The 20,636-nt window shown below is 48.6% G+C and carries 6 protein-coding genes; all 6 read left to right on the top strand.

Going from position 1 to position 20,636, the window contains the following annotated elements; genetic code table 11:
- Positions 1 to 117: 117 nt before the first annotated feature.
- The 6 genes from K0I62_RS17610 to K0I62_RS17635 all read left to right on the top strand — a co-directional run bounded on the left by K0I62_RS17610 (position 118) and on the right by K0I62_RS17635 (position 20,634).
- On the top strand, positions 118 to 14,163 hold the full coding sequence (locus K0I62_RS17610) for a cadherin-like domain-containing protein (RefSeq protein ID WP_220069328.1): 14,046 nt from the start codon (positions 118 to 120) through the stop codon (positions 14,161 to 14,163).
- 139 nt (positions 14,164 to 14,302) lie between these two features.
- Positions 14,303 to 16,483, top strand: coding sequence for a type I secretion system permease/ATPase (locus K0I62_RS17615; protein WP_220069329.1), 2,181 nt, complete (start codon positions 14,303 to 14,305; stop codon positions 16,481 to 16,483).
- Complete coding sequence (locus K0I62_RS17620; protein WP_220069330.1) at positions 16,476 to 17,858, top strand: HlyD family type I secretion periplasmic adaptor subunit; 1,383 nt, start codon at positions 16,476 to 16,478, stop codon at positions 17,856 to 17,858. Before K0I62_RS17615 ends, K0I62_RS17620 begins: the two co-directional genes overlap by 8 nt.
- Before the next feature lie 31 nt (positions 17,859 to 17,889).
- Positions 17,890 to 19,302 (top strand): TolC family outer membrane protein, encoded by a 1,413-nt coding sequence (locus K0I62_RS17625; protein ID WP_220069331.1) that lies wholly within the window; start codon positions 17,890 to 17,892, stop codon positions 19,300 to 19,302.
- Positions 19,302 to 19,907, top strand: a complete 606-nt coding sequence (locus K0I62_RS17630; RefSeq protein ID WP_220069332.1) for an OmpA family protein — start codon at positions 19,302 to 19,304, stop codon at positions 19,905 to 19,907. Before K0I62_RS17625 ends, K0I62_RS17630 begins: the two co-directional genes overlap by 1 nt.
- 19 nt (positions 19,908 to 19,926) lie before the next feature.
- Complete coding sequence (locus K0I62_RS17635; RefSeq protein ID WP_220069333.1) at positions 19,927 to 20,634, top strand: transglutaminase-like cysteine peptidase; 708 nt, start codon at positions 19,927 to 19,929, stop codon at positions 20,632 to 20,634.
- The last annotated feature ends 2 nt before the right edge of the window (positions 20,635 to 20,636 follow it).

Here is a 20,636-nt window from a genome sequence, read left to right on the forward strand (position 1 = left end):
GTCAAAAAATTGACTCTTGTCAACATCACTGTTAGCATCTAATTCTTGGCGATAAAGTGCGCTAACAATTACAACCAACTGGTTACGATTGTATTTATTTAATCTGCGGGGGCAGGAATGAAATCATTAGTTACAGCTCAAAATGGACAAGTCACAAACACTCAAGGAAATGTATCGATTCAATTAGATACAGGTAGTAAAGTTGCGACTATTGGGGACTTCATCCCTTCTGGCACAATAATTTCTATTCCTGAAGAATCAACCCTTGAGATCGTATATCAGGATGGTAGTACTTATAACAGTACGGATATATCCCCAGAAGAAATAACGGCTGGTGATGATATCAACGCCTTAAATGAAATAGAGCAATTACAAGCACTTATTGCCGCCGGAGATGATCCAACAGCAACACTCCCAGAAACTGCCGCTGGCGGTGTTCAAGGTAATGAAGGCGGATCCGATTTTATATCTTTGAGTCGAAGTGGCGCTCAAACAATTGCAACGACGGGTTTTAACTCCGACGAGGTTGCTCAATCTGAATTAGCCTCAACTTCAGGTTTAGTTAGTAATGATGACACCCCCACCATCACAGCTAACGACAGCAACACCATCGCCGAAGATACCGTCGCCACAGGTAACGTATTAGACAATGATACCGACATCGACAGCGACCTGTCAGTGTTTAGCTTCACCGTGAACGGCGAAACCGTTACCGCTGGCACCACGGTCGAACTCGACGGCGGTGCATTAGTCATCAACACCGATGGATCATACACCTTTACGCCAAACGACAACTGGAATGGTGCAGCCCCGGTTATTACCTACACCACTAATACCGGTGTAAGTGCGACCTTAACCATTGAAGTGACGCCTGTTGATGATGCATCTGTATTAGCTAACGATAGCAACACCATCGCCGAAGATACCGTTGCCACTGGCAATGTCTTAGACAACGACAGTGATATCGACAGCGAGCTGTCGGTCGTCAGCTTCACCGTGAACGGCGAAACTGTTACTGCTGGCACCACCGTTGAACTCGACGGCGGTGCATTAGTCATCAACACCGATGGCTCATATACCTTCACGCCAAACGACAACTGGAATGGCAGCGTACCTGTCATCACTTACACCACCAATACCGGTGCAAGTGCGACCTTAACCATTGAAGTGACGCCTGTTGATGATGCATCTGTATTAGCTAACGACAGCAACACCATCGCCGAAGATGCCGTTGCCACTGGTAATGTCTTAGACAACGACAGTGATATCGACAGCGACCTGTCGGTCGTCAGCTTCACCGTGAACGGCGAAACTGTTACTGCTGGCACCACCGTTGAACTCGACGGCGGTGCATTAGTCATCGACACCGATGGCTCATATACCTTCACGCCAAACGACAACTGGAACGGCACAGTTCCGATCATCACCTACACCACTAATACCGGTGTAAGTGCGACCTTAACCATTGAAGTGACGCCTGTTGATGATGCATCTGTATTAGCTAACGATAGCAACACCATCGCCGAAGATACCGTTGCCACTGGCAATGTCTTAGACAACGACAGTGATATCGACAGCGAGCTGTCGGTCGTCAGCTTCACCGTGAACGGCGAAACCGTTACCGCTGGCACCACCGTTGAACTCGACGGCGGTGCATTAGTCATCGACACCGATGGCTCATATACCTTCACGCCAAACGACAACTGGAACGGCAGCGTACCTGTAATCACATACACCACCAATACCGGTGCAAATGCGACCTTAACCATTGAAGTGACGCCTGTTGATGATGCATCTGTATTAGCTAACGATAGCAACACCATCGCCGAAGATACCGTTGCCACTGGCAATGTCTTAGACAACGACAGTGATATCGACAGCGAGCTGTCGGTCGTCAGCTTCACCGTGAACGGCGAAACCGTTACCGCTGGCACCACCGTTGAACTCGACGGCGGTGCATTAGTCATCGACACCGATGGCTCATATACCTTCACGCCAAACGACAACTGGAATGGCACAGTTCCGATCATCACCTACACCACTAATACCGGTGTAAGTGCGACCTTAACCATTGAAGTAACGCCTGTTGATGATGCATCTGTATTAGCTAACGACAGCAACATCATCGCCGAAGATACCGTTGCCACTGGCAATGTCTTAGACAACGACAGTGATATCGACAGCGAGCTGTCGGTCGTCAGCTTCACCGTGAACGGCGAAACCGTTACCGCTGGCACCACCGTTGAACTCGACGGCGGTGCATTAGTCATCGACACCGATGGCTCATATACCTTCACGCCAAACGACAACTGGAACGGCACAGTTCCGATCATCACCTACACCACTAATACCGGTGTAAGTGCGACCTTAACCATTGAAGTGACGCCTGTTGATGATGCATCTGTATTAGCTAACGATAGCAACACCATCGCCGAAGATACCGTTGCCACTGGCAATGTCTTAGACAACGACAGTGATATCGACAGCGAGCTGTCGGTCGTCAGCTTCACCGTGAACGGCGAAACCGTTACCGCTGGCACCACCGTTGAACTCGACGGCGGTGCATTAGTCATCGACACCGATGGCTCATATACCTTCACGCCAAACGACAACTGGAACGGCAGCGTACCTGTAATCACATACACCACCAATACCGGTGCAAATGCGACCTTAACCATTGAAGTGACGCCTGTTGATGATACATCTGTATTAGCTAACGATAGCAACACCATCGCCGAAGATACCGTTGCCACTGGCAATGTCTTAGACAACGACAGTGATATCGACAGCGAGCTGTCGGTCGTCAGCTTCACCGTGAACGGCGAAACCGTTACCGCTGGCACCACCGTTGAACTCGACGGCGGTGCATTAGTCATCGACACCGATGGCTCATATACCTTCACGCCAAACGACAACTGGAACGGCAGCGTACCTGTAATCACATACACCACCAATACCGGTGCAAATGCGACCTTAACCATTGAAGTGACGCCTATTATCGATGGCGCCCCAACTGTTACGATCAACACCGATGAGAATAACGATGCATTTATCAGCAACAATGAGTTAAATGGCAGCTCAACAATTGATGTAACCATTAGTTTAAAAAATACAGGGGCAAATGTCGGCGATACCCTTACTGTAAATGGAACCTCAATTGTTCTGACTCAGGAACATATCACTAACAGCAGTGTAAATCTGTTTTTACCGTCCCCAGGTGAAGGAAACGCAATAGTCGTTACTGCGACTATCACCGATCAAGCTGGAAACATATCTGCTCCGGGTACCGATTCAGCAATTTTAGACACACAAGCGAGCGCCACCATCGACCTCAACCCTATTGTGGTCGGTGATGACAACATCATTAATCAGGCCGAAAGCGAAGGCAGCGTCACCCTCAGCGGTACTGTCGGCGGCGACGTTCAGCTTGGCGACATCGTCACCCTGACCCTCAATGGCAACGAGATCGCCACCGCGACCGTTGTTGACTTAGGCAACGGCGTATTAGGCTTTAGCACCATGGTCGATGCTAGCGTATTAGCTAATGCAGGCACAAATAGCATCACCGCGTCAGTCATCACTACTGATGATGCGGGTAATAACATCACGGTTACTGACACTGAAGGTTATGGTGTGGACACCACCACACCGACCCCCCCCACCGTGTTGATTGTCGATGACAATAACCCAGATGATGGCACCTTAACCGCGGCGGAAATTGGCAACGATAACGTACAGTTAACCGTGTCCATCAACGGCACTGATTTTGAAGCCGGCGGCGTAGTGACCCTGACCATCAATGGCAGCGCAGCCATCGCGTTGAGCTTCAGTGACTTCACGGACAATGGCAGCGGCACCCTGACCTTTGGTGACTACACCTACACCAACGGCGTGATCAGTTGGACTGAAACCACCCCAGCTGACGGACAAAGTATCACCGTCACCGCGACCCAAACCGATGCAGCGGGTAACACCTCGGCCGAAGCCTCTGATACGGCTAAAGTCGGTGACACCACCGCACCGAACGCCCCCACCGTGTTGATTGTCGATGACAATAACCCAGATGATGGCACCTTAACCGCGGCGGAAATTGGCAACGATAACGTACAGTTAACCGTGTCCATCAACGGCACTGATTTTGAAGCCGGCGGCGTAGTGACCCTGACCATCAATGGCAGCGCAGCCATCGCGTTGAGCTTCAGTGACTTCACGGACAATGGCAGCGGCACCCTGACCTTTGGTGACTACACCTACACCAACGGCGTGATCAGTTGGACTGAAACCACCCCAGCTGACGGACAAAGTATCACCGTCACCGCGACCCAAACCGATGCAGCGGGTAACACCTCGGCCGAAGCCTCTGATACGGCTAAAGTCGGTGACACCACCGCACCGAACGCCCCCACCGTGTTGATTGTCGATGACAATAACCCAGATGATGGCACCTTAACCGCGGCGGAAATTGGCAACGATAACGTACAGTTAACCGTGTCCATCAACGGCACTGATTTTGAAGCCGGCGGCGTAGTGACCCTGACCATCAATGGCAGCGCAGCCATCGCGTTGAGCTTCAGTGACTTCACGGACAATGGCAGCGGCACCCTGACCTTTGGTGACTACACCTACACCAACGGCGTGATCAGTTGGACTGAAACCACCCCAGCTGACGGACAAAGTATCACCGTCACCGCGACCCAAACCGATGCAGCGGGTAACACCTCGGCCGAAGCCTCTGATACGGCTAAAGTCGGTGACACCACCGCACCGAACGCCCCCACCGTGTTGATTGTCGATGACAATAACCCAGATGATGGCACCTTAACCGCGGCGGAAATTGGCAACGATAACGTACAGTTAACCGTGTCCATCAACGGCACTGATTTTGAAGCCGGCGGCGTAGTGACCCTGACCATCAATGGCAGCGCAGCCATCGCGTTGAGCTTCAGTGACTTCACGGACAATGGCAGCGGCACCCTGACCTTTGGTGACTACACCTACACCAACGGCGTGATCAGTTGGACTGAAACCACCCCAGCTGACGGACAAAGTATCACCGTCACCGCGACCCAAACCGATGCAGCGGGTAACACCTCGGCCGAAGCCTCTGATACGGCTAAAGTCGGTGACACCACCGCACCGAACGCCCCCACCGTGTTGATTGTCGATGACAATAACCCAGATGATGGCACCTTAACCGCGGCGGAAATTGGCAACGATAACGTACAGTTAACCGTGTCCATCAACGGCACTGATTTTGAAGCCGGCGGCGTAGTGACCCTGACCATCAATGGCAGCGCAGCCATCGCGTTGAGCTTCAGTGACTTCACGGACAATGGCAGCGGCACCCTGACCTTTGGTGACTACACCTACACCAACGGCGTGATCAGTTGGACTGAAACCACCCCAGCTGACGGACAAAGTATCACCGTCACCGCGACCCAAACCGATGCAGCGGGTAACACCTCGGCCGAAGCCTCTGATACGGCTAAAGTCGGTGACACCACCGCACCGAACGCCCCCACCGTGTTGATTGTCGATGACAATAACCCAGATGATGGCACCTTAACCGCGGCGGAAATTGGCAACGATAACGTACAGTTAACCGTGTCCATCAACGGCACTGATTTTGAAGCCGGCGGCGTAGTGACCCTGACCATCAATGGCAGCGCAGCCATCGCGTTGAGCTTCAGTGACTTCACGGACAATGGCAGCGGCACCCTGACCTTTGGTGACTACACCTACACCAACGGCGTGATCAGTTGGACTGAAACCACCCCAGCTGACGGACAAAGTATCACCGTCACCGCGACCCAAACCGATGCAGCGGGTAACACCTCGGCCGAAGCCTCTGATACGGCTAAAGTCGGTGACACCACCGCACCGAACGCCCCCACCGTGTTGATTGTCGATGACAATAACCCAGATGATGGCACCTTAACCGCGGCGGAAATTGGCAACGATAACGTACAGTTAACCGTGTCCATCAACGGCACTGATTTTGAAGCCGGCGGCGTAGTGACCCTGACCATCAATGGCAGCGCAGCCATCGCGTTGAGCTTCAGTGACTTCACGGACAATGGCAGCGGCACCCTGACCTTTGGTGACTACACCTACACCAACGGCGTGATCAGTTGGACTGAAACCACCCCAGCTGACGGACAAAGTATCACCGTCACCGCGACCCAAACCGATGCAGCCGGCAACACCTCCGCTGAAGGCAAGGATACCGCCAAGGTCGGTGACACCACCACACCGAACGCCCCCACCGTGTTGATTGTCGATGACAATAACCCAGATGATGGCACCTTAACCGCGGCGGAAATTGGCAACGATAACGTACAGTTAACCGTGTCCATCAACGGCACTGATTTTGAAGCCGGCGGCGTAGTGACCCTGACCATCAATGGCAGCGCAGCCATCGCGTTGAGCTTCAGTGACTTCACGGACAATGGCAGCGGCACCCTGACCTTTGGTGACTACACCTACACCAACGGCGTGATCAGTTGGACTGAAACCACCCCAGCTGACGGACAAAGTATCACCGTCACCGCGACCCAAACCGATGCAGCGGGTAACACCTCGGCCGAAGCCTCTGATACGGCTAAAGTCGGTGACACCACCGCACCGAACGCCCCCACCGTGTTGATTGTCGATGACAATAACCCAGATGATGGCACCTTAACCGCGGCGGAAATTGGCAACGATAACGTACAGTTAACCGTGTCCATCAACGGCACTGATTTTGAAGCCGGCGGCGTAGTGACCCTGACCATCAATGGCAGCGCAGCCATCGCGTTGAGCTTCAGTGACTTCACGGACAATGGCAGCGGCACCCTGACCTTTGGTGACTACACCTACACCAACGGCGTGATCAGTTGGACTGAAACCACCCCAGCTGACGGACAAAGTATCACCGTCACCGCGACCCAAACCGATGCAGCGGGTAACACCTCGGCCGAAGCCTCTGATACGGCTAAAGTCGGTGACACCACCGCACCGAACGCCCCCACCGTGTTGATTGTCGATGACAATAACCCAGATGATGGCACCTTAACCGCGGCGGAAATTGGCAACGATAACGTACAGTTAACCGTGTCCATCAACGGCACTGATTTTGAAGCCGGCGGCGTAGTGACCCTGACCATCAATGGCAGCGCAGCCATCGCGTTGAGCTTCAGTGACTTCACGGACAATGGCAGCGGCACCCTGACCTTTGGTGACTACACCTACACCAACGGCGTGATCAGTTGGACTGAAACCACCCCAGCTGACGGACAAAGTATCACCGTCACCGCGACCCAAACCGATGCAGCGGGTAACACCTCGGCCGAAGCCTCTGATACGGCTAAAGTCGGTGACACCACCGCACCGAACGCCCCCACCGTGTTGATTGTCGATGACAATAACCCAGATGATGGCACCTTAACCGCGGCGGAAATTGGCAACGATAACGTACAGTTAACCGTGTCCATCAACGGCACTGATTTTGAAGCCGGCGGCGTAGTGACCCTGACCATCAATGGCAGCGCAGCCATCGCGTTGAGCTTCAGTGACTTCACGGACAATGGCAGCGGCACCCTGACCTTTGGTGACTACACCTACACCAACGGCGTGATCAGTTGGACTGAAACCACGCCTGCTGACGGGCAAAGTATCACCGTCACCGCGACCCAAACCGATGCAGCGGGTAACACCTCGGCCGAAGCCTCTGATACGGCTAAAGTCGGTGACACCACCGCACCGAACGCCCCCACCGTGTTGATTGTCGATGACAATAACCCAGACGATGGCACCTTAACCGCGGCTGAAATTGGCGACGATGATGTGCAGTTAACCGTGTCCATCAACAGCACTGATTTTGAAGCGGGCGGCGTAGTGACCCTGACCATCAATGGCGGCGCAGCCTTCACCTTAAGCTATGACAATGGCGTTCTACGCTTTGCCAATGGCGATGAAGCAACCGACTACAGCTACAATAACGGCGTGATCAGCTGGACTGAAACCACCCCAGCTGACGGACAAAGTATCACCGTCACCGCGACCCAAACCGATGCGGCCGGCAACACCTCGGCTGAAGGCAAGGATACCGCCAAGGTCGGTGACACCACCGCACCGAACGCCCCCACCGTGTTGATTGTCGATGACAATAACCCAGATGATGGCACCTTAACCGCGGCGGAAATTGGCAACGATAACGTACAGTTAACCGTGTCCATCAACGGCACTGATTTTGAAGCCGGCGGCGTAGTGACCCTGACCATCAATGGCAGCGCAGCCATCGCGTTGAGCTTCAGTGACTTCACGGACAATGGCAGCGGCACCCTGACCTTTGGTGACTACACCTACACCAACGGCGTGATCAGTTGGACTGAAACCACGCCTGCTGACGGACAAAGTATCACCGTCACCGCGACCCAAACCGATGCAGCGGGTAACACCTCGGCCGAAGCCTCTGATACGGCTAAAGTCGGTGACACCACCGCACCGAACGCCCCCACCGTGTTGATTGTCGATGACAATAACCCAGATGATGGCACCTTAACCGCGGCTGAAATTGGCGACGATGATGTGCAGTTAACCGTGTCCATCAACGGCACTGATTTTGAAGCCGGCGGCGTAGTGACCCTGACCATCAATGGCAGCGCAGCCATCGCGTTGAGCTTCAGTGACTTCACGGACAATGGCAGCGGCACCCTGACCTTTGGTGACTACACCTACACCAACAGCGTGATCAGTTGGACTGAAACCACCCCAGCTGACGGACAAAGTATCACCGTCACCGCGACCCAAACCGATGCGGCCGGCAACACCTCGGCTGAAGGCAAGGATACCGCCAAGGTCGGTGACACCACCGCACCGAACGCCCCCACCGTGTTGATTGTCGATGACAATAACCCAGATGATGGCACCTTAACCGCGGCGGAAATTGGCAACGATAACGTACAGTTAACCGTGTCCATCAACGGCACTGATTTTGAAGCCGGCGGCGTAGTGACCCTGACCATCAATGGCAGCGCAGCCATCGCGTTGAGCTTCAGTGACTTCACGGACAATGGCAGCGGCACCCTGACCTTTGGTGACTACACCTACACCAACGGCGTGATCAGTTGGACTGAAACCACCCCAGCTGACGGACAAAGTATCACCGTCACCGCGACCCAAACCGATGCAGCGGGTAACACCTCGGCCGAAGCCTCTGATACGGCTAAAGTCGGTGACACCACCGCACCGAACGCCCCCACCGTGTTGATTGTCGATGACGGCACCCCGGGTGATGGCACCTTAACCGCGGCTGAAATTGGCGACGATGATGTGCAGTTAACCGTGTCCATCAACGGCACTGATTTTGAAGCGGGCGGCGTAGTGACCCTGACCATCAATGGCGGCGCAGCCTTCACCTTAAGCTATGACAATGGCGTTCTACGCTTTGCCAATGGCGATGAAGCAACCGACTACAGCTACAATAACGGCGTGATCAGCTGGACTGAAACCACGCCTGCTGACGGACAAAGTATCACCGTCACCGCGACCCAAACCGATGCTGCCGGCAACACCTCGGCGCAAGGCACTGATACCGCAGAGGTACATCAACCTAGTAATACTAATATCACAGTTGATGAAAGCACTTTACGCGATAATATTCCTGATACTGTTTCTAATACGATAAGTTTTACAGCAGGTAATCAAGAGCTTACGCAATTCCGTTTTAATGCGTCTTCTATTACAGCAGCGACTAATCTAGCTGCTGGTGTCAGCATCGTCTGGACTGTTGTAAATGGCGCCTTAGTCGGATCAGTGGAGGGAGCTGAGGTAATAAAGTTAACGCTAAGTGGTGATCCTATTGCAGCTGGTTCTTCTGGTGATATTACGGTCAATGTAGAACTGCTAGATAACGTAGAGCATGTCAATGGACTCAATGGCGAAAACCTTAATTCACTAGTTAATGGCATTGTGATTGAGGCGGTTAGTGCAGATGGAAGTGTTATAAGTAACAATCTAAATATCACAATCTTAGATGATACGATCACAGCAGTCGCCAGCGATGAAACTAGCTCCAATAGTGCCGGGTTCATTAATGGTACGATTACTGTTGATGGTGCAGATGGAAATGACAATGTACTAAACGACGACTACTCTGCGAGTCTCATGGCTAACATTCTTAACAATGCCAACTATGATGGTACAAACAACTTCGTCGACTCAGGCATCACAGCAGGCGGCAAGGTGGTTTATTACTTTGTTGATCCAGCCAATCCTGATCAGTTAATCGCCTATACAATTAAGAATGGCGTAACACCAGGTGAATACGATGCAAACAACGCCGACTTTGAGTTAGTCTTTACGCTCAATATTAATCCAAATGCTGGCGGCATTGACCCGAATACTGGAGATGATATTGGTAGTTATCAATTTAAATTTGAATCTAGTATCGATCAGATTGAATCTACTGAAGTCACAACCATTCTCGGCAAGGGTGGGATGGAGGATGCCTTCTACATCGCCACAGATGCGGATGGTAACTACAACATCTATAAAAGTATTTCAGCAATACCTAATGGTTCTGAATTAACATTTACTCTTTCAGCTGAAGGCGCTGATGGCAAACCGCTTCGAGTCAATGGTAACCAAGGCGCATTTGGTGTTGAAGATGGTGTATTAGTCGATGGCTCAGAAGTTCTTGTCGTTGACTACGCCGAAAATGTTGCTAGTGCTAGCTTTTTATTTGAATTTAAATCTGCAGATGCCGCGACAACTAAAGTCGCTTACGAGGCATACGCCGAAGATGGAACTTTACTCGGCACAGGCACGATACTTTCTGGAGAAACGATTTCAGATCTTGGTGAAATTGGCTACATCAAGTTAATGGCTATTGGTAATACACAATTCCAGTTAACAGGCACTTCGGTAGGTACGATTGTCACCACTACACGCGATCTTGACTTAGACTTCGACGTTGTTATCACAGATAGCGACGGAGACTCCAGCCAAGATACAATTAATATCCATCTCGACGCGCAAACTGCGGTGCCAACGGCTCTAACCTCAAATGCGGTATCTCTGCTAAGTGAAGCCGATCTTTACAACAATGGTACCGAGTCAGATTCACAGTCGCTACGCTTCAAATCTGGCAGCGAATCAATTACTGGGTTCCAATTTGGTAATACTGACGATATTCAAGTATCAGGCGTTAACGCCAACATAAAGTGGGAATTCAATGATAACGGCCAGCTCATTGGCACGTTCATGGGTAAAGAAGCTATCCGCCTAACCCTCAACGGTACAAGCATCGAAAGTGGCAAAGAGGGCAACGTTTCTGTCACCGCTGAGCTTTTAGATACCTTCCCGCATAACGTTAGCACCGAAAACTTAGAGATCAGTGGCATTACTGTAATAGCCGTCGACGCTCGAGGAAATAGTGCAACATCTAACATTACTGTGCAAGTGAATGATGACGCGCCAGAAATTGCTGATTCTGCAGCAGTCACGGTATCAGATACAGATATCCCGGACACATTAGTTGGTAGTTTTTCATTTACTAATAGCTCGGGATATCATAACTCACTTGATTTTGATGGGTTTATTGTCACTGCGAATGGATTTAGCTCCAGTACCAATTCAACACTAACCGCATCTACCATACACGGGCATTGGGCCGGTATCGGAGTTCAAAGTGTTGGCACTCCATATCTTGATCTTCCCGGTGAAGTTGATTTCCGTCAGTTTGCCGATGGCACATCAGCGTCGGAAGAAGTCATTATTACTCTTGACGCTGGCAAACTGGCTTATGGTGTAACGCTTGAATTCGAGTTTATGTATGGAGGCGAACGTGAAGTCGGTGTGGTCGATTTTTATCGCGATGGACAGCTTATAACTTCGCAAACCTTTAACTCGGATGCAGGTAGTGGAAACTATGCCAAAGACTTTGAGGTATTGGAGGGTGGCTTCGACCAAATGGTTATTCGAGCCCTCGACAATGGCGTTAACAACCCGACTGACAATAGCGATTTTGCCATCAAGGGAATCGAATTTTTAGGCAATGAAGATATCGCTTCCGGTTATGCTACGGGCACAGCCGATATAGACTGGGGAGCGGATGGTAAGGGCTCTCTGGTATTTAATGGTACTGATGAGAGCGGCCTATTTACTAGTGACGGCCAAAGCATTTTGACCTCACAGTCTGGCAATACACTCATAGGTCAAACAGATTCGGGGGAACTGGTATTTAAAGTCGAGTTTACCCCAAGCACAGGACAATGGGAGTTTTACCAATACAAAGCGATTGCACAAACATCTGATGGACAGTTGGACTTTAATGTGACTGCGACCGATGCCGACGGTGATAGTACCAATGGCCACTTTGCCGTTACACCATTAAGCGTTGTTCGCGATTATGCCTACGACAGCGGTACCCATGGTGATAACACCATTAATGGGACTGACGACAATGATGTTATTGTAAGCGATACTACCGGTATTCAAGTTGTACAAGGCGAAAACTACAATATTGCCTTTATTTTAGACTCATCTGGTAGCATGGGGTCAACCCAAATTCATACCGCGAAAGAGCAGTTGTTACAGGTATTTAACACGCTAAAAGCCAGTGTTGGTACTGAAACTTCGGGAACTGTGAATGTCTTATTGGTTGATTTTGATAGCGGTAGCAAAGCCAATATTGCGGTAGATCTTGCTGACACAGATGCCATCACCAAACTCTCAAATGTATTAGATAGCATAGATGATGATGGTAACACCAACTACGAAGCAGCCTTTGAAACTGCCATCGATTGGTTTAACAATGGCTCCGCGGCGAGTAATTCAGGCACTAACCTAACTTACTTCATTACAGATGGTGAAACCAACAACTACAACTATAACGTGGATGCCGATCCGAAAGATGTGTTGGTTTATGATTTTCCTATCGGCGAGTCATTGGACAAGACATTATCCGATCTTCTCGATGGTTATGTCCCAGGTAAAGAGTTAACCCTCTGGGGCAAAGTCATTGTCGATGAGTACGGTACGATTAACTGCTGGTATATGGAAGATCTGTCATGGAAGCATTATCAAACCGGTAGCATAAGAGTCGACGAAAAGGGCGATTATACGATCACGAAATTCGCGTCTGGTGATAACTATATCAATGGAGAATGGGTTAATGCTGAATCTGAGGCACAAGCAGCCTTCCAAGTGCTGAACACCCTGTCTAATGTCGAAGCTATCGGCATAGGCAACGGTATTAGCCTTAATAAGCTTACCCCTTATGATTCAGATGGTAATGTCGCCACCAATATTAATATCAGCGATCTAGCGAGTATCATCTTAGGCTCAAAGCAGACGCTGCTTCAGGGTGATGACACGGTTAACGCTGGTGAAGGCAACGATGTTGTCTTTGGCGACCTAGTCCAGTTTGACGGTATCGAAGGTCAAGGTTATCCAGCGCTGCAAAAGTTTGTTGCGCAGCAAACTGGTGAGAATCTGGCCGATATTTCAGTTCAGGATGTTCACGCATATGTGTCAGCCAATCCGTCGCTATTTGATACATCTCGCAGCGATGATGGCGATGATATTCTTGCAGGTAATAGTGGTAACGATATCCTGTTCGGCCAAGGCGGGAATGATACTCTTCACGGTGGCAGCGGCGATGATCTATTGCTCGGCGGTAGTGGCAATGATGAGCTTATTGGTGGCATGGGAGAGGACACCTTGATAGGTGGATTGGGCGATGACACTCTCACGGGAGGAAGTTCATCTACCGACACCAATGCAGATACCTTTGTATGGCAACAAGGTGACACGGGCACCGACCATATTACCGACTTTAATGTTAATCAAGATAAGCTCGATCTGAGCGATCTATTACAAGGTGAAAACACGGGTAATTTGACAAATTATCTGCATTTCACTGTCGAAAATGGTTCAACAACAATAGAGGTCGACGCCAATCATGACGGTAACGTCGACCAAATGATTGTTCTCGATGGTGTAGATTTGTTCACAGAACTAGGTGCTAATAGTGACGCAGAGGTGATCAACTCACTGCTGAATAATAATGGGGAAAGTGCGCTGATTGTTAGTGACTCATCCGCTAGCAGCAGTGCGACTGGAACTGAAACGTTCAATCCACTTAGCGATCATGATCCACTGTATCATTCGACACTATAGATCTAGGTAAAACACAACTAATAGCACCAATTAGCGATTTCGCTGATTGGTGCTATTAATACTTTTGTTATGTGTAACTATTCCTTCTATAATTCATTTAACATAATTTTTAATAAAATCTTAAGGATAAGTTTTTAAGGTGCAATCAACAGCGTCTCCAAAAACTGAGCAATGGACGGTTTCAGCCTCTCAAAGAGTGACTGTCGATCCCTTGTTAGACAGTTTAGTCTTATTGACCGAATATTTTGGCAGCCCATGCTCTAGCGAATCCTTAGCTGCAGGTTTACCCCTGTCTGGTAGTGTTTTAACACCAGAATTAGTGCCACAAGCCGCAGGACGAGCAGGTCTTACTGCCAAGTTAACCCGCAAAGGTTTAGATCAAATCTCGCCTATTTTTTTACCTTGTATCTTATTACTGAAAGATAAAAAGGCATGTTTGCTACGAGAAATTAACTTCGATAACGATAGAGCCGTGATTCAACTGCCTGAAACGGGTGGTGAAGAGCAACTTTCTATTGAAGCTCTTGAAGCCATGTATGTTGGTTACCTGTTTCTCGTTAAGCAGCAATATCGCGGTGATATGGGCTTTGACCTGCACCAGCATGACAACAAATCGCACTGGTTGCTGCAAACTCTAAAGGATTCGGCTCCAATCTATCGCGACGCCCTTATTGCATCAGTATTGGTGAACCTGTTTGCCTTGGTTTCCCCCCTGTTTATCATGAATGTGTACGATAAGGTGGTTCCTAATCTCGCATTTGAATCACTTTGGGTATTGGCTATCGGCGCGGGTATTGCCTACATTTTTGATTTGATTTTGCGGCAACTTCGCGCCTATTTAATTGATGTAGCAGGGAAAAAGGTTGATATCATTGTTTCATCAAGATTATTTGCTAAAGCCATTGGTATTCCGTTAGAAAAACGCTCTCCGAGTGTTGGTGGGATGGCGAGGCAACTCGGTGAATTTGACAGTATCCGAGAGATCCTGACATCCGCAACGATAACGACACTGGTCGACCTACCATTTGCGGTCTTCTTCGTGATCATCATCTATATCGTCGCAGGCGATCTCGCATTAATTCCTCTAGTTGGTGGCGCTATAATCATCATCTACACCTTGATAATGCAACCTCGCTTGAAAGCGGCTATTGAGGAAAGTAATAAATTTGCGAGCCTAAAGCATGGTCACCTAATTGAATCGTTAGCTTCTCTTGAATCAATAAAATCGAGCGGCGCTGAAGGACTCGTACAAAAAAGTTGGCAGCAGATGATTGGCCACACAGCCAATTGGCAACTCAAAGCCAAGAAGATATCAACATCGGTTACCAATATAGCCAACTTCACCGTACAGCTGTCTGTAGTATGTGTCGTTATTCTCGGTGTTTATCGCGTGGCGGATAACGATATCTCTATGGGTGGGATTATCGCCGCAGTGATCTTATCCAGCCGAGCAATTTCGCCTATGGCGCAGCTTGCAGGGCTAATGACTCGCGGCAACCATACTGCAAGCGCACTGCGGCAACTCGACCAGATCATGACCCAAGAAGATGAATTTGAGAATAAGGGTCACCTCGTCAGTAAGCAACGACTTCAAGGACAGATAAATGCTGACCATATCAGCTTTAATTATCCAGGTTCTGAACGACCAGTACTGCACCCTATGTCACTCTCCATTGCGCCGGGCGAACGAGTTGCGATCATTGGCCGCAACGGCTCGGGTAAGAGTTCTTTAGCGAAACTTCTTGTGGGACTATATCAACCGTCAAAAGGCAGCCTACGCTATGACGGCTTGGACTCGGCTCAAATTCACCCCACAGATCTTCGCAGAAACTTTGGCTACCTTCCGCAAGATATCACGCTATTCCATGGCTCAATCCGCGATAATATTTTGTTTGGTACTCGTCAGGTCACAGAACACCAATTGATTAGAGCGGTGCAATTATCGGGCGTAAATCAATTTACTGATATCGAAACTGAAGGCTTAGATCAGCAGGTCGGTGAAGGTGGACAATCACTATCTCGGGGCCAACGCCAAACCATTGCACTAGCCAGAGCAACTTTAAACGATCCGCCAGTGCTTTTGATGGACGAACCCACCGCAAGTTTAGACGCCCGTGCTGAAAAACAGTTTATTAGGGCAATGCAGAACGTGACCAAAGAGAGAACGTTGATACTGATCACTCATAAAATGCATCTACTGAATCTAGTCGACCGCATCATCGTCCTAGACCGAGGTCATCTGGTTGCCGACGGTCCTAAAGATACCGTGCTTAATCAGCTTACCAAAGGCTTACTAGCTGGAGGACCAAAGAGTGAGTAAGCATCTAACTACCCACGACTTAGAGATGGTCGATGATGTCTATGGTGCCATGATGACCGACGCACCAACCAGCCATCGCCTGATTATCTGGGCGCTTTCGGCGCTGGCATTATGCTTTTTACTTTGGGCCTACTTTGCCGAACTTGATAGAGTGACAACGGGCACAGGCAAAGTGATCCCCTCTTCGCAAATACAAGTGATTCAAAGTCTAGATGGCGGGATCATGCAGGAACTTTATGTTCAAGAAGGTATGATTGTCACTAAAGGCCAGCCTTTAGTTCGTATCGATGATACTCGCTTTAAGTCTGATTATGCCCAGCAGGAACAAGAGGTATATAGCCTACAAGCCAACGTTTTGCGTCTACGTACCGAACTGAATAGCATCACCATTTCAGATGTGGCGACCGACTGGCGTGAACAGGTCAAAATCGTCAAACAACCTCTACAATTTACTCAATCATTAATTGAAGAAGAGCCCGACTTAGTCCGCCGTCAAAGAGAGGAGTATGAGGGGCGCTTAGATAATCTCAGTAATCAGCTCGAAATTTTAGCCAGACAGATCCAACAAAAACAGCAAGAAACTGAAGAATTAGCATCCAAAATAACAACTCTTACGAAGAGTTTTCAATTAGTTAGCCGTGAATTGGAACTGACACGCCCGCTCGCTGATAAAGGCATTGTGCCAGAAGTTGAACTACTGAAACTCGAACGTATTGTGAATGACATTCGCGGGGAATTAGCTTCCGTTAGGCTATTACGTCCTAAAGTAAAGGCATCCCAAGATGAAGCAATATTAAAGCGACGAGAGGCATTATTAGTATTCGCTGAAGATACGCGAAAACAACTCAATGAAATGCAGACTCGCTTGTCACGCATGAACGAAGCACAAGTTGGCGCTCAAGATAAGGTCAGCAAAGCAGAAATTGTTTCGCCAGTGAATGGCACGATTAAAACAGTCCATATCAATACGCTTGGGGGCGTCGTTCAACCCGGCATTGATATTATCGAGATTGTGCCATCGGAAGATCAGTTGCTAATTGAGACAAAAATTTTACCGAAAGATATCGCGTTTTTACATCCTGGCTTACCCGCCGTTGTTAAAGTCACCGCATATGACTTCACCCGTTATGGTGGCTTAAACGGCGTTGTAGAGCACATTAGTGCCGATACAACACAGGACGAAGAGGGAAACAGTTTCTATCTTGTAAGGGTTAGAACTGAACTATCAAGTTTGACTAAAGACGATGGAACCCTAATGCCCATTATTCCGGGGATGTTAACCTCAGTTGATGTGATTATTGGGCAAAGATCCGTTCTTGAGTACATACTTAATCCAATTTTGAGGGCAAGAGATACTGCCCTACGTGAACGCTAAGTTCACAACAAATAACCAGGGGGGTTAAACAATGAGTAAGCAAACCGTACGTCAGCTAAAGCGAAGTGCCTTAGCACTCGCTGTTAGCGCGATGTTACTGCCAGGAGTCTGTTCTAGCCAAACGTTAGAGCAAGCAGTTGCACATACGCTGGATACCAATCCAGATATTCGCATCGCATTTAATCGCTTTAAAGCGAGAGAAGAGCAAGTTAATCAGGCAAGAGCTGGCTATATGCCAACAATTGATATTAGTGGTGGCTATGGTTGGGAGCAAACCAACAGTCCATCAACACGAAGAAAGAAAAATCAAGGTGACGTTGACGACGAAGGAGTCATCGACTTAATGCGCGGTGAAGTCGGCTTTAGCATCAAGCAGATGCTATTTGATGGTTTCTACACATCTAGCGAAGTTGATCGTTATAGCTTTGAAGCAAGCGCCGATCAATGGGCTCTGTTCGCCGCAGCGGAAGATATGGCACTTGAAGTAGCAAGGGTTTATGTTAACTATATCCGTAGTGAACAAGTGCTAACCCTTGCCGAAAAGAACCTTCAAAGCCATAAAGACATTTACGAGCAAATTAAGCAGCGTACCGACTCAGGTCTTGGCTCAATCGCAGATCTTTCGCAAATTACAGGTCGTCTTGCTCGAGCAAATGCCAACGTAATTTCAGCTAAAAACAATTTTTATGATGCAAAAGCGCAATTTATGCGCATTGTAGAAAAAGAGCCTGAAAATCTCATCGTGCCAGTACCTGATGATGACATGTTACCAACAGATCTTAATAGTAGCCTCAAGCTAGCACAAGATAATCACCCGATATTAAAGTCTGCATCGAGTGATATTAATGCGGCTGAAAATGAACGGTCTTCAGCACAATCAAACTATTATCCTAAGTTGTCTTTAGAACTTGGTGGTAACTGGAACGACAATTTAAATGGTGAAGACGGTTACTCTTCATTTGCCTCACAAAATGTCGGTGGCCACAGTAACGATCTTGTTGCCATGGTCAGGGTAAAATATAACTTATTCGCAGGCGGTAAGGATTTAGCCCGTGAAAAAGAAGCGGCATACAAAGTGGGTGAAGCAAAAGAGATCCGCCAACGTGCATATCGCCAAGTCGTTGAGGGCGTTAGCCTTGCTTGGAATGCCTACGAACTGCTTGAACCACAAAAAATGTATATTCGCGATCATGTGATTGCCGCTAAGGATACACAAGTGGCTTATAGCCAGCAGTTTAATCTGGGTCAAAGAACCTTACTCGATTTACTCGATACCGAGAATGAACTATTTGAAGCTCGTAAGGATTACCTAGAAGCTGAGTACGATGAAATTATCTCAGAATACCGTATTCTAAACGCAACAGGACGACTATTAGAGTCACTTCGTGTCACACGCCCCGATGTATGGAAAGGCGAACGCGAGTACGAAGGAGGAGTTAAATAATGAAAGCCTTACTTATCATCCTTAGCTTTGCCTTAATTGGCGGCTGTGCTTCTCGTGACATAGTAACCATGGACGAGCCAACAAACCAAGTCTTTGACCTCAACGATAACGATAGAGATGGTGTTATCGTTGCCAGAGAACGTTGTAATGACACGGTTCAAGGGGCTTCAATTGACAACTATGGCTGTGGAAAAATCAAACCGATTAATGAACGTCAGGAGCTTAAGATACTTTTTGCCAATGACTCTTTCTACATCGACCCTCAATATTATAACCAAGTAGAAACTGTGGCGACTTTTATGCGGCAGTTTCCAAATACTAAAGTGACAATCGAAGGTCACTGTAGTAAAACCGGCTCTTATGAGCATAACTTAACTCTGTCACAGAATAGAGCTAATGCCGTAAGTTCCTTGCTATCAGAACGCTTTGGTATAGAAAGTGATCGAGTGACAGCCATAGGTTATAGCTATGACCGTCCTGTCGATCCGACTCATACTAAGATGGCTCATACTCGAAACCGTCGTGTTATTGCCGAACTCACAGGTGAAGATACGACTGCCGATATGAAATGGCATATCTACACGGTAGATGAACAAGTTAAATAAGCAGTAATAGTCGGAGAAGATGACAGCTAAACGTGGCCGGCATAAACGTTACCTTAAGGTCTGCCAATTTAGCATTATGGCACTGGCCTTGGGGTTTTCGTGCCTATACGCTTCTCCGACACAAACCTTAGACGCGAACCATATTACCGCAGCAATAGAGTCACGATATGGTGAACGCGCAGGCAAGCGTGTTAGAGCATGGTTCAAAGTATTAGATGAATCACAAGGACTGAGTGAAAAAGAGCAAATCGTTAATGTAAATAACTTTTTTAATCTTTTCCGCTTTGTCGATGACATAAAACTGTGGGGCGACAGTAATTATTGGGCGAGTCCGATGGAATTTATCGGTGTGAATGGAGGAGACTGTGAAGATTTCTCTATCGCAAAATACTTTACCTTACTCCAGCTTGGCGTGCCCGACGATAAGATGCGTATTACCATGGTTAAAGCGACTTCGGTAAATCAGTATCATATGGTATTGGCATATTATGAAACGCCAGGCTCGGTCCCGTTAGTGCTCGATAATTTAGACCGGGCAATAAAACCAGCAACACAACGTACAGATTTAATACCTGTATACAGTTTCAATGGTCGGCAGCTGTGGTTAAACAAAGAGAAAGGACGTGGTGTGCTAGCGGGCTCATCTGAACGTCTTGAAAAATGGAATGATCTCAAACACAGATTGGGTGTTGAAAGACTTAAAATGCCTAAATTAAGATTGGAGTAGCT

The organism is Shewanella psychrotolerans (genome assembly GCF_019457595.1).
GTDB lineage: Bacteria > Pseudomonadota > Gammaproteobacteria > Enterobacterales > Shewanellaceae > Shewanella > Shewanella psychrotolerans.

Bases quoted from the DNA above. Each gene is read 5' to 3' on its own strand.
- K0I62_RS17625 (WP_220069331.1), top strand. From the start codon at position 17,890: ATGAGTAAGCAAACCGTACGTCAGCTAAAGCGAAGTGCCTTAGCACTC.
- K0I62_RS17610 (WP_220069328.1), top strand. From the start codon at position 118: ATGAAATCATTAGTTACAGCTCAAAATGGACAAGTCACAAACACTCAA.
- K0I62_RS17630 (WP_220069332.1), top strand. From the start codon at position 19,302: ATGAAAGCCTTACTTATCATCCTTAGCTTTGCCTTAATTGGCGGCTGT.
- K0I62_RS17635 (WP_220069333.1), top strand. From the start codon at position 19,927: ATGACAGCTAAACGTGGCCGGCATAAACGTTACCTTAAGGTCTGCCAA.